The following is a 12,243-nucleotide window of genomic DNA, read 5'->3' as shown; positions in this document are numbered from 1 at the left end:
TAAATTAACCGTTGATTTTAAAGTGGGGTTGATTTATGATGAAGGGGAAAACAGGGATCCGGTGTAACTGGCGACGAAGTGGGCACAACCACAATGGAGCACCGGAACAAACGGCCGGTCGCCTGGGCAAAAGAGCAATTCTGCGATACCCGCAGACTGCTCTTTTTTTCGTCTTTCATCTGATTTTTCGCTATAATAGTACCTGAAATGCCATGCAACGTATGCGTTGAGCAAAAGCATCACAAGATGACGGGCATGATTTTATCGGGAGGCGATAGGATGACTATTGAACTGGATTCAGAACAACCCGGATTGCAACAACAGGCAGCATCAATCCTGCGCGAACTGGCGACAGCCGGTAAACTTGGCTCTGGCCATGTTGTTGTTATCGGCACGAGTACAAGTGAAGTTGCAGGTCAGCGCATCGGAACAAGTGGTGCCGTCGACGTGGCAGATCAGTTGCTTGCAGGTATTCGCGAGGTGCAGACAGAGTTTGGTTTCGACACTGTATTTCAGTGCTGTGAGCACCTGAACCGGGCGCTTGTGATGGAACGTAGGTTGCTTGAGCGGCTTGGACTGACAGAGGTTGGCGCTGTACCTGTGCCGAAAGCTGGTGGTTCCATGGCATCTACCGCCTATCGTTCACTGTCCGATCCATGTCTGGCTGAGCATGTCCAAGCCCATGCAGGTATGGATATCGGGGAGACTATGATTGGCATGCATCTTCGCCATGTTGCGGTTCCTTTTCGGACATCGCTTCGTTACATTGGAGAGGCTCGTGTTACAGCAGCACTTACACGTCCGAAACTGATTGGCGGCGAACGTGCGGTTTATCGAATGGAAGAACAACCTGATTCGACCTTTTGTGACTAACGTATAAAGTGAAATGATGTTTACACGTAAACGGAGAGTGCAACACCAATCTGGAGAAGCGAAGCGTTCACGTTTATCACCGAATTTCCCCTTTATCAAAGGGGTTCAAAGAAATTTGGGGATAACAGTGATCGTAAGAGGGTGATGCAATCGAAGTCAGGAGTGTAGCCTGAAGGCTCGCTTTATAACTTCATTATAATTTAGGAGGAATTTAATCATGGAACAATTGCGTAAAAATGACCCTGCAGTATTGGAAGCGATGAATCTTGAACTGAAACGTCAACAGAACAACATCGAGCTGATCGCATCCGAGAACATCGTAAGTGAAGCGGTAATTGAAGCACTCGGCTCCGTTCTGACGAATAAGTACGCTGAAGGTTATCCAGGCAAACGTTACTATGGTGGCTGTGAGCATGTCGATATCGTTGAAGATATCGCGCGTGATCGTGCGAAAGAACTGTTTGGTGCAGAACATGCGAACGTGCAACCGCACTCCGGTGCACAAGCGAACATGGCTGTATATCTGGCAGCATTGAAGCCTGGTGATACCGTTCTGGGTATGAACCTGGCACATGGCGGTCACTTGACCCATGGTAGCCCGGTTAATGCTTCTGGTTTGCTTTACAACTTCGTTGCGTATGGTGTTCAAGAAGATACATTCCTCATTGATTATGATGAAGTTCGCAAAGCAGCATTCAAACATCGTCCTCGTCTGATCGTAGCAGGTGCAAGTGCATACCCGCGTACGATTGATTTTGAAAAGCTGGCTTCCATCGCCAATGATGTTGGCGCGCTGTTCATGGTTGATATGGCACACATCGCAGGACTTGTTGCAGCTGGACTGCATCCTAACCCGGTGCCACATGCACACTTCGTTACAACAACAACACACAAAACTTTGCGTGGACCACGTGGCGGTATGATCCTGTGCCGCAAGTCCTGGGCAGCTGCCATTGATAAAGCGGTATTCCCAGGTTCCCAAGGTGGACCTTTGATGCACGTAATCGCTTCAAAAGCTGTAGCATTTGGTGAAGCGTTGCAGCCTTCGTTCAAAACGTATGCTCAGAACGTGGTGAAAAACGCACAGGTGCTGGCTGAAACATTGATTGCTGAAGGATTGAACATTGTATCCGGCGGTACAGACAATCACTTGATGCTGATTGATACTCGTAGCGTGAACATCACGGGTAAAGAAGCGGAACATGTGCTTGATTCCATCGGTATTACCGTGAACAAAAACGCGATTCCATTCGATCCAACAAGCCCGTTCATTACAAGCGGTATCCGTATTGGTACACCTGCTGCGACTTCCCGTGGTATGGACGAGAAAGCAATGGTAGCGATCGGTAAGATCATTGCCAAGACGCTCAAAAATCCAAAAGATACAGCAACGCTTGATCAGGCACGCGCAGAAGTGACTGCACTGACGGATCAATACCCACTCTACACCGACCTTAAATACTAGTAATACTTATAATATTGCTCGTGCTGTTTGTATTTGAGATGTTCAGGATGTGAACACGCAGACGGAGCAAACCGAAAGAACCTGAAGAAGCGAAGCGCTCGCCTTTATCACCGGAATTCCACCAACTAATTAATGGATCAGAGAATTCTGGGGATAACAGCGATCGAAAGGTCATTCGGTTTGCGGAGCATCTTTAGTGTTCACAGGTATTGAGAGCATTCAAGTGACATAACAGCACGAGCAAACAGGACCGGATGAATCATTTTCCGGTCCTGTTTTTGTAGGATTTGCTTTTCTGTAATGATTAGGTGCCCTTTGATGGTGTAATTCAGTGTGGGTGATGATATAATATACAGGATTTATCGAGCCTGTGAATGACGGCTAGGTATATTTGGAAATGCTTAACTCATGAAGAACTTACCGGAGGGACAATTTAATGGGAAAATTAGTAATATGTGATCACCCCCTGATTCAACACAAACTGACGTTTATACGCGACATGCGTACGAATACGAAAGATTTTCGTGAATTGGTTGATGAAGTAGCAACATTAATGGCTTACGAGATTACAAGAGATGTTGAGCTGGAATCCATTGATGTACAAACGCCTGTAGCTGCGACACAAGGAAAAGTAATTTCTGGACGTATGCTTGGACTGGTACCGATTCTGCGTGCGGGACTAGGGATGCTGGATGGCGTTGTGAAGTTGTTGCCAGCGGCAAAAGTAGGACATGTTGGTTTGTTCCGTGACCCGGAAACACTGCAACCGGTTGAATACTACACCAAGCTGCCTACAGATGTGACTGAACGTCAACTTATTGTGATTGACCCGATGCTTGCAACAGGGGGATCGGCAATCGCAGCGATTGACGTGCTCAAAAAGCGCGGATGCACTCAGATCAAAATGATGAACCTGGTCGCAGCGCCAGAGGGCGTAAAAGCAGTACAAGATGCACATCCAGATGTAGACATCTATGTAGCTGCGCTTGACGACCGTCTGGATGATCACGGATATATCGTGCCAGGACTTGGCGATGCGGGAGACCGTTTGTACGGAACGAAATAAGCATATTTTCATGCGGATTAGAAAAGGAGCTTTGCTCAAATGTCCAAAAAAATTAAAGTGATGACTATTTTCGGGGTGCGCCCAGAAGCGATCAAGATGGCTCCGCTGATTCTGGAATTGCAGAAACATCCCGACTCTATTGAGTCGATTGTTTGCGTAACTGCGCAACATCGCCAGATGCTGGATCAGGTTCTTGAAGTTTTCGACATTCATCCCGATTATGATCTGGATGTCATGAAAGATCGTCAGACCCTGAACGAAATCACCATTCGTGTTCTTGGCGGTCTGGAGCCGGTTTTGCGTGAAGCCAAGCCAGATATCGTGCTCGTTCACGGTGATACGTTGACTACATTTGTAGCCAGCTATGCAGCCTTCCTGCAACAGATTCAGGTCGGACACGTGGAAGCCGGTCTGCGGACGTGGAATAAGCTGTCACCATACCCGGAAGAGATGAACCGCCAGCTGACGGGTGTTTTGGCCGATCTGCATTTTGCGCCAACGGACTGGTCTTCTTCCAATCTTGCCAAGGAAAATAAACCGGAGTCTAGTACCTACGTCACAGGCAACACGGTAACAGATGTGTTTCAATATACAGTACGGGAGGATTACAAACACCCGGTACTTGATTGGGCCCAAGGCAAACGCCTGGTGCTGATGACTGCTCATCGCCGCGAATCTCAAGGCGAGCCTCACCGCAACATTTTCCAGGCCGTCAAACGTATTGCTGACGAATTTGAAGATATTGCCATCGTGTACCCGGTGCACCCTAGTCCTGCTGTGAAGGAGCCGGCTCACGCGATTTTGGGGAATCATCCCCGTATTCAGTTAATTGATCCGCTAGACGTAGTGGATTTGCATAACTTTTACCCGCACACTCACTTGATCCTGACTGATTCAGGCGGTTTGCAGGAAGAAGCGCCTTCGTTTGGTGTGCCTGTTCTTGTATTGCGCGATACTACAGAGCGCCCGGAAGGCATCGAAGCAGGTACGCTGGAATTGGTAGGGACAGAAGAGGAACGTGTATATGAACGGACCAAGGCTCTGCTTACGGATGAAGAACTGTATGCAAGCATGAGCCAAGCTGCTAATCCATACGGTGATGGACATGCTTCGGAAAGAATTGTCAATGCGATTTTGCACCATTTTGGCGTAAAAAGTGAGCGTCCGGAATCATTTCACAGAAAGTTCAAAAAATAATTCACATTTTCTGTTGGATTTATAGAGGGGATAGCATACAGTTAAACTGTACGGTTTACGCGGGTTTATGGGCTTTCTTAAGCTGTAGACCCGTCGTTTCTCCCTTTAAAACGCTAAAATCAATCAATTGACAAAGGCTCTCATCATTCAGTAAAATTAACTGGGATTGCAAGGGTGGCGTGGAAAATGGCCGATTCGAACAAACCAAATTCATCCCGTAACCATGATGATAAGGTCTGGAAAGCAATGGGGCTCGTGACAGCTTTTGGGATCGAGATTGCCTTGCTCGCTGTTGCCGGATATTACGCTGGCTCGTGGTTGGACAGGACCATTGGAGGCAACGGAATATGGATCGCCGTAAGCGTTCTCTTTTTTCTTGCGGCAGGCGGGGTAAGCATTTACTTTATTGCTAAAAAATTCATGGGGGAAAGTGATGAGTGAACTAGCCAGATATCGCAGATGGATGACCGTTTCCGTCATGTACATTCTCATGATTTGTTTTCTGACGGCTGCATTTGCACCTCGTTTGGAAACGATTGCTTTGGGACTGGCCCTGGGTGTTAGCATCAGTTTGATTAATGCATTTTACCTGGGCTACAAGGTGAGGAAGATGTCCGATGATGCGGCAGAAGGTAATCTGAAGCGTGTGAACCTGGGATTTTTGACAAGAGCGGCGCTCGCAGTGCTTGGTATTTACATATCGATGCGCTTTCCGCAGTACTTCAATACATATGCGGTTGCAGGCGGTCTGGCCATTGCGCAATTTTCCCTATTAATTATAGGGATCATCATGTCCCGCAAAGCAGAGTGATTTTGAGTGTGGTAACTTTCAGGTAGAGAAAGGGGTGAGAAAAAAATATGCATGAAGCTCCAGTGATTATGCTTGGTGGATTTCATCTGGACTTGTCCGTACTATTGATGTTGATTGTAACCAGCGCCATTGTCTTCATATTTGCTATCATCGCTACACGGAACCTGTCGGTGGATAATCCGGGAAAGCTGCAAAACTTTATGGAGTGGGCTGTTGAGTTCGTTCGTAATCTGATATCCAGTACGATGGACATGAAGAAAGGCAAACACTTTATTTCTCTCGCACTTACGATGATTTTGTTCATCTTCGTAGGAAATATGCTTGGGCTTCCATTCCAGGCCGTTACCGATGTTAAGGATGTTAATGCAGCTACCGTTTTCGGGAAACCAATCGTTACAGCGGTTGAGGCTTATGAAAAGGCTCACGCGAAGGACCCAGAAGCGCATCCACATATCGAGCTGGCTTGGTTCAAATCACCAACAGCTGACTTGTCCGTAACGATGGGACTAGCTCTTGTAGCCTTCCTCGTAGCACATGGACTTGGACTGTTCAAGAACACTAGAGGTTATCTGAAGCACTATGTGCAACCGTACGCGTTGTTCCTTCCGATTAATATTATCGAGACCGCGTCCAAGTTGCTCACGCACGGCATGCGTTTGTTCGCGAATATTTTTGCGGGTGAGGTGCTGATTGCAACCATCCTCAAACTGACCAGCTTTAAAGTGCTGGGCGCTATTTTCGCAATACCGCTACTTGCAGTGTGGCAAGGTTTCAGTATCTTTATCGGCGGGATTCAAGCTTTCGTTTTCGTCATTCTAATGATGGTGTACATTTCACAGACCATCGAAACGCACGAAGAACATTAAGTTTTAGACCTGCGGGGATCTCTCCATCAGGCTGAACAATAAAATTGATTTATAATTTTAAGGAGGATATACAAATGGGAGCAATGGCATTAATCGCAGCAGCAATTGTTGCAGGATTGGGCGCTTTCGGCGCAGGTATCGGTAACGGTATGGTAATCAGCAAAACAGTGGAAGGGATCGCGCGTCAACCAGAAGCGAAATCCACACTGCAAACAACAATGTTCATCGGGGTAGGTTTGATCGAGGTATTGCCGATCATCGGTGTGGTACTCGCATTCATGTTCTACGGTGCTGCTTAAGACATAACACAGTACGGCGGGGAAGGCTGTAGCCCTCCGCGCCTTCTTTTTAGCTAGGAACTTATCCTGTAAGGGATAACGGTTTAGGATACCTCCAGGAAGGAGTGAACAGATTGAGTTTCTTATGGGAAAATACGCTTCTTGCGATTATCGCATTTTTGGTTTTATACTGGCTGCTTAGCCGTTATGCTTTCGGTCCGTTGTTCTCCATCATGGAAAAGCGTCGTGAACTCGTAATGAGCCAGATGAATGAGGCTGCTCAGACTCGGGAACAGGCGATTGCTTATGTGGAGGAGCAAAAACAGGCTCTGGAACAAGCGCGCAAAGAAGCTCACGACATTATTGAACAATCCAGACAAACGGGTGGCAAGCAGGCTGAATCTATTCTGGCTGATGCCAAAGCTGAAGCAACTCGTCTCAAAGACGATGCTGTACGTGAAATTGAGAGCGAGAAGAACAAAGCGGTTGCCGCTCTTCGCAGCGAACTGGGTACTGCTTCCGTTCAGATTGCTTCCAGATTGATCAAAAAAGAAGTTGAGAACGGTCCAGCACAAGAGGAACTTGTGAACCAATACCTCAATGAGGTAGGGGGCCGACAATGAGCCGCGATACGATTGTTGCCAAGCGTTATGCAAAAGCATTGTTCGAAGTTGCTCTTCAGCAGCAGCAAGTGCTTGAAGTTGAACAGGAACTGCGTGCCGTTGTCAGTGGATTAACCGGAGATCAAGAGATTATCAAATTTATTGTTTCTCCAAACATCTCTGATGAAGCCAAGCGAAATGTGCTTCATGCAAGCCTTGATGGCAAAGTGTCCGAACCTGTCCTTCGCACGGTTTTGCTTCTGATTGAGCGTGGCCGCGTGGAATTGTTGCAAGACCTGTTGGATGATTATGTGAGAATCGAAGGGGATTCCCTTGGAATCGCCGATGCTCGCGTATACTCGACCTATGCATTGAAGGAAGAAGAGAAAGAAGCGGTAGCCCGTGAGTTCGGTGGCCGTGTGAATAAAAAGATCCGTATCGAGAACATTGTTGATCCTGCACTGCTGGGCGGATTGAAAGTCGCCATTGGCGATACGATCTATGACGGCAGCTTGGCTGGCAAGCTCGAACGTCTTGAGCAGTCTTTTAACAGACGAGTACAGTAGATTGGGGTGAGGACACTTGAGTATCAAACCAGAAGAAATCAGTACATTAATTAAGAGTCAGATTGAACAATATAAGACTGATATCGATGTAGTCGAAGTTGGTACAGTTATTGAGGTTGGTGACGGGATCGCCCGTGTATACGGACTCGAGAATGTCATGTCCAACGAGTTGGTTGAGTTCCCAAGCGGTGTAATGGGCCTCGCCATGAACGTAGAAGAAAGCAATGTCGGTGTCGTTATCCTGGGACCTTACTATGATATTCGTGAGGGCGACCAAGTGAAACGGACTGGTCAAATCATGCAGGTGCCTGTAGGCGAAGCATTGATTGGACGTGTCGTGAACCCGCTTGGTATTCCAGTGGATGGCAAAGGACCAATCGCTACAACGGAATTCCGTCCGGTTGAAGGTAAAGCACCAGGCGTAATGGATCGTAAATCCGTTCATGAGCCGATGCAAACAGGAATTAAAGCCATCGATGCAATGGTACCAATCGGTCGCGGACAACGTGAGTTGATCATCGGTGACCGTCAAACAGGTAAAACATCAATTGCCATTGATGCGATCCTGAACCAAAAAGGTAGCGGCATGAAGTGTATCTATGTGGCTATTGGTCAGAAGCAGTCTACGGTTGCACAAGTTGTGGAAACTCTTCGTCGTAAAGGCGCAATGGAGTACACCATTGTTGTAACAGCAGCAGCTTCCGATCCATCACCACTCTTGTACATCGCACCGTACTCCGGTTGTTCGATGGGTGAGTATTTCATGTATAAAGGCGAGCACGTCCTGGTTATCTATGATGACTTGACTAAACAAGCTTCTGCTTATCGTGAGTTGTCCTTGTTGCTCCGTCGTCCACCGGGCCGTGAGGCTTATCCGGGTGACGTCTTCTACCTGCACTCCCGTTTGCTGGAGCGTGCTGCGAAGCTGAACGATGAACTGGGTGGTGGTTCTTTAACCGCACTGCCGTTCATTGAAACACAAGCTTCCGATGTATCTGCTTATATTCCAACGAACGTAATCTCCATCACGGATGGACAGATCTTCTTGGAAGCTGACTTGTTCAATGCTGGACAACGTCCGGCGATCAACGTTGGTATCTCTGTATCCCGTGTCGGTGGTTCTGCTCAGATCAAAGCGATGAAAAAGGTTGCAGGTTCCCTGCGTCTTGACCTCGCTCAATATCGTGAGCTTCAAGCGTTCTCCCAGTTCGGTTCCGATCTGGATAAAGCGACTCAGGCTCGTCTGAATCGTGGTGCACGTATGATGGAAATTCTGAAGCAAGGTGTTAACCAGCCGTTGCCTGTAGAACAACAGGTTGTCAGCTTGTACACTGCGGTTAAAGGATTCCTTGATGAGATTCCAACAGGTGATGTTACTCGTTTTGAGCATGAGTTCCTTGCGTTCATGGAGAGCAACCACCCGGAAATTCTGGGATCGATTCGTGAAACGAAAGAATTGACAGCAGACAATGAAAATGCACTCAAAGGTGCAATCGAGAAGTTCAGAAAGAGCTTCGCAGTCTCTGTCTAAATAGATGATTGTAGCTGCGGAGTTGTCTAACCGATTCCGCATGTCTGCATGCAAAACTTTGACTCAGTCAAAGCAGGAATATGCTTACGAAGTAGTTTTGACTATGTCAAAACTTTAAGGTGGTGAAATCATGGCAAAAGGCATGCGCGAAATTAAGCGGCAAATTAAAAGCGTACAAAGCACAAAGCAGATCACCAAAGCAATGGAGATGGTTGCAGCTGCAAAACTGCGTAAAGCGCAGGAAAAAGCAGAGGCCGCACGTCCTTATTCAGAGAAGTTGAAAGAAGTTGTGGCGAGCATTGCCTCCAGTACCCAAGGTATCCAGCACCCGATGCTGGAAAGCCGTCCGGTCAAAAAGACAGCGTATCTGATCATTACGTCAGATCGGGGTCTTGCAGGTGGATACAATGCGAACGTTCTGCGTCAGGTGAGTCAGACTCTGAAAGAGCGTCACAACTCCCAGGACGAGTACGAATTATTCGTTATTGGTCGTAAAGGGCGTGACTATTTCAGAAGACGCGAAATAGCTATGGCTTCCACAACTACAGATCTGTCGGACTCACCTTCATTCGCAGATATCAAATCCATCGCTCATGAGGCAGTTCATGGATTTGAACTGGCTGATTTTGATGAATTGTACATTTGTTATAACCGCTTTGTAAATGCGTTGACCCAGATTCCGACAATGGAGAAACTTCTCCCTATGGAAACACCTGAGTTAACTCCTGCGGATGGACCGACTGCGAGCTACGAGTATGAACCGTCAGCTGAGGCTGTGCTGGAAGTTTTGCTTCCGCGTTATGCGGAAACATTGATCTACGGTGCACTGTTGAATGGTAAAGCGAGTGAACTGGGTGCGAAGATGACAGCAATGGGTAATGCAACCAAAAATGCATCGAAACTCATTAACGATCTGTCATTGACTTATAACCGTGCCCGTCAAGCAGCGATTACGCAGGAGATTACGGAAATTGTGGCAGGTGCCAACGCAGCACAAGGCTAACCGTTTTTTATTTAATGAAGGCTTGCACTGCAAAAATGAACGAACGGAATTTTATTTTTGCCAAAGTAGCAGGCTTGTAGGAGGGGAACGTTAAGATGAACAAAGGACGCGTTGTGAGCATCATGGGTCCGGTTGTTGACGTCGAGTTTGATCGCGGCGGTCTGCCGGAAATCCTCAATGCCATTACGATCACTACAGTAAACGAGAGCGGTGTGAGTGTAAATCTTACACTCGAAGCTTCGAAACATCTGGGTGACAACCGTGTACGTTGTATCGCGATGTCCTCCACGGACGGTCTCGTACGTGGCATGGAAGCCGTAGATACTGGAGCTCCAATCTCTGTACCTGTCGGTGAAGCGACACTGGGCCGTGTATTTAACGTACTCGGCGAAGCGATCGATACTGGCGGTACAGTTGTATCTGAACATAAAAACCCGATTCACCGCTCTGCTCCTGCATTCGATGAATTGACTACCCAAGCGGAAATGCTTGAAACAGGTATCAAAGTTATCGACTTGCTGGCTCCTTACGCAAAAGGTGGTAAAATCGGTCTGTTTGGTGGTGCCGGTGTAGGTAAAACGGTAACCATTCAGGAATTGATCAACAACATTGCGCAAGAACACGGCGGTATCTCCGTATTTGCCGGTGTTGGTGAGCGTACCCGTGAAGGTAATGACTTGTATCACGAGATGAGTGATTCCGGCGTTATCAACAAAACAGCAATGGTCTTCGGACAAATGAACGAGCCACCAGGCGCGCGTCTTCGTGTAGCCCTCACAGGTTTGACCATGGCGGAATATTTCCGTGATGAAGAAGGCCGTGACGTGTTGCTCTTTATCGATAACATCTTCCGTTTCACCCAAGCGGGTTCAGAAGTATCTGCCTTGCTTGGACGTATGCCATCCGCGGTAGGTTACCAGCCTACGCTGGCAACAGAAATGGGTCAATTGCAAGAGCGTATCACTTCAACGAAAAAAGGATCGGTTACATCCATCCAGGCGATCTACGTACCTGCGGATGACTATACTGACCCGGCTCCTGCAACAACGTTTGCTCACTTGGATGCAACAACAAACCTGGAGCGTAAAATCTCCGAGATGGGTATCTACCCAGCCGTAGATCCACTCGCATCCAGCTCCCGGATCTTGTCTCCTGAAGTTGTTGGCGAAGAGCACTATAGTGTCGCACAAGGCGTTAAACGTATCTTGGCACGTTATAATGAACTTCAAGATATCATCGCAATCCTGGGTATGGACGAGCTCAGCGAAGAAGACAGAGCGCTCGTATATCGTGCGCGTAAAATTCAACGTTTCTTGTCCCAGCCTTTCCACGTTGCTGAAGCATTTAACGGTATTCCGGGTAAATACGTTCCGGTTAAAGAAACAGTGCGCAGCTTTAAAGAGATTCTCGAAGGCAAGCATGACGATCTGCCGGAAGCAGCATTCCTCTTCGTGGGTACGATTGAAGAGGCAGTGGAGAAAGCTAAAACACTGGTATAATCTGAGTCCAGGATTGTCCTTATGAAGCGAGCTATCCTTCGGATAGTTTCAGGAGGGATGGAATTGAGCACCTTTTTGTTGGAGATCGTAACGCCTGAGCGTCTCGTCTATTCACAGCAAGTGGATAGCGTCATCGCTCGCGGTATTGAAGGGGAACTGGGGATTCTCCCTGGTCATATCCCGATGGTCACACCTTTACAGATTGCACCGATCACGATCAAAAACGGAAAAGAGAATAAGCAAGTCGCCATCGGCGGCGGCTTTATCGAAGTCCGCAAAGATAAGGTTGTTGTACTCGCAGAGAGTGCCGAATTCCCGGAAAGCATCGATGTGGATCGTGCGCGTGCGGCCAAAGAGCGGGCAGAACGCCGGCTTGCCAGCCAAAGCAACCAGGATCACTTTGATCACCGTCGTGCAGAGATTGCTTTGCAAAAAGCGGTTAACCGGATCAACGTATTCGGCAAATAAAGTAACTTATGGAGCCCG

The 12,243-nt window shown here is 47.7% G+C and carries 14 protein-coding genes and 1 riboswitch; all 14 genes read left to right on the top strand.

Features of this window, described 5'->3' with window-relative positions:
* Positions 1-53: 53 nt before the first annotated feature.
* A riboswitch (ZMP/ZTP riboswitch) is annotated at positions 54-135 on the top strand.
* Between the two features lie 144 nt (positions 136-279).
* The 14 genes from MKY23_RS25735 to MKY23_RS25670 all read left to right on the top strand — a co-directional run bounded on the left by MKY23_RS25735 (position 280) and on the right by MKY23_RS25670 (position 12,225).
* Complete coding sequence (locus MKY23_RS25735) at positions 280-873, top strand: TIGR01440 family protein (protein ID WP_154959368.1); 594 nt, start codon at positions 280-282, stop codon at positions 871-873.
* A 217-nt stretch (positions 874-1,090) separates the two neighbouring features.
* Positions 1,091-2,338, top strand: coding sequence for a serine hydroxymethyltransferase (glyA, locus tag MKY23_RS25730; protein ID WP_167375780.1), 1,248 nt, complete (start codon positions 1,091-1,093; stop codon positions 2,336-2,338).
* 436 nt (positions 2,339-2,774) lie between these two features.
* Positions 2,775-3,404, top strand: a complete 630-nt coding sequence (gene upp, locus MKY23_RS25725) for a uracil phosphoribosyltransferase (protein WP_090922856.1) — start codon at positions 2,775-2,777, stop codon at positions 3,402-3,404.
* A gap of 39 nt (positions 3,405-3,443) precedes the next feature.
* The gene (gene wecB / locus MKY23_RS25720) at positions 3,444-4,601 is read left to right on the top strand and encodes a UDP-N-acetylglucosamine 2-epimerase (non-hydrolyzing) (protein ID WP_308722726.1); all 1,158 of its coding nucleotides are present in this window, start codon (positions 3,444-3,446) and stop codon (positions 4,599-4,601) included.
* Between the two features lie 186 nt (positions 4,602-4,787).
* Positions 4,788-5,042, top strand: a complete 255-nt coding sequence (locus MKY23_RS25715; protein WP_090922860.1) for an AtpZ/AtpI family protein — start codon at positions 4,788-4,790, stop codon at positions 5,040-5,042.
* On the top strand, positions 5,035-5,412 hold the full coding sequence (locus MKY23_RS25710) for an ATP synthase subunit I (protein ID WP_090922862.1): 378 nt from the start codon (positions 5,035-5,037) through the stop codon (positions 5,410-5,412). The genes MKY23_RS25715 and MKY23_RS25710 overlap by 8 nt, the downstream gene beginning before the upstream one ends.
* Positions 5,413-5,459: 47 nt before the next feature.
* Positions 5,460-6,278, top strand: a complete 819-nt coding sequence (gene atpB / locus MKY23_RS25705; protein ID WP_090922864.1) for a F0F1 ATP synthase subunit A — start codon at positions 5,460-5,462, stop codon at positions 6,276-6,278.
* 74 nt (positions 6,279-6,352) lie between these two features.
* The gene (gene atpE, locus MKY23_RS25700; protein ID WP_090922866.1) at positions 6,353-6,577 is read left to right on the top strand and encodes a F0F1 ATP synthase subunit C; all 225 of its coding nucleotides are present in this window, start codon (positions 6,353-6,355) and stop codon (positions 6,575-6,577) included.
* A 113-nt stretch (positions 6,578-6,690) separates the two neighbouring features.
* The gene (gene atpF / locus MKY23_RS25695) at positions 6,691-7,179 is read left to right on the top strand and encodes a F0F1 ATP synthase subunit B (RefSeq protein WP_090922868.1); all 489 of its coding nucleotides are present in this window, start codon (positions 6,691-6,693) and stop codon (positions 7,177-7,179) included.
* Entirely contained in the window at positions 7,176-7,724 is a 549-nt protein-coding gene (locus tag MKY23_RS25690) for a F0F1 ATP synthase subunit delta (RefSeq protein WP_090922870.1), read from the top strand. The genes atpF and MKY23_RS25690 overlap by 4 nt, the downstream gene beginning before the upstream one ends.
* A gap of 16 nt (positions 7,725-7,740) precedes the next feature.
* Complete coding sequence (atpA, locus tag MKY23_RS25685) at positions 7,741-9,255, top strand: F0F1 ATP synthase subunit alpha (RefSeq protein ID WP_090922872.1); 1,515 nt, start codon at positions 7,741-7,743, stop codon at positions 9,253-9,255.
* A 130-nt stretch (positions 9,256-9,385) separates the two neighbouring features.
* The gene (gene atpG / locus MKY23_RS25680) at positions 9,386-10,258 is read left to right on the top strand and encodes an ATP synthase F1 subunit gamma (protein ID WP_090922874.1); all 873 of its coding nucleotides are present in this window, start codon (positions 9,386-9,388) and stop codon (positions 10,256-10,258) included.
* A gap of 95 nt (positions 10,259-10,353) precedes the next feature.
* Positions 10,354-11,757, top strand: a complete 1,404-nt coding sequence (atpD, locus tag MKY23_RS25675) for a F0F1 ATP synthase subunit beta (RefSeq protein ID WP_090922876.1) — start codon at positions 10,354-10,356, stop codon at positions 11,755-11,757.
* Between the two features lie 63 nt (positions 11,758-11,820).
* Positions 11,821-12,225, top strand: coding sequence for a F0F1 ATP synthase subunit epsilon (locus MKY23_RS25670; RefSeq protein WP_090922878.1), 405 nt, complete (start codon positions 11,821-11,823; stop codon positions 12,223-12,225).
* Positions 12,226-12,243 lie beyond the last annotated feature (18 nt).

The sequence above is a fragment of the Paenibacillus sp. FSL R7-0272 genome (genome assembly GCF_037969905.1).
GTDB classification, from domain to species: Bacteria; Bacillota; Bacilli; order Paenibacillales; family Paenibacillaceae; genus Paenibacillus; species Paenibacillus polysaccharolyticus.
This window is presented reverse-complemented; position numbering and strand designations above follow the sequence as displayed.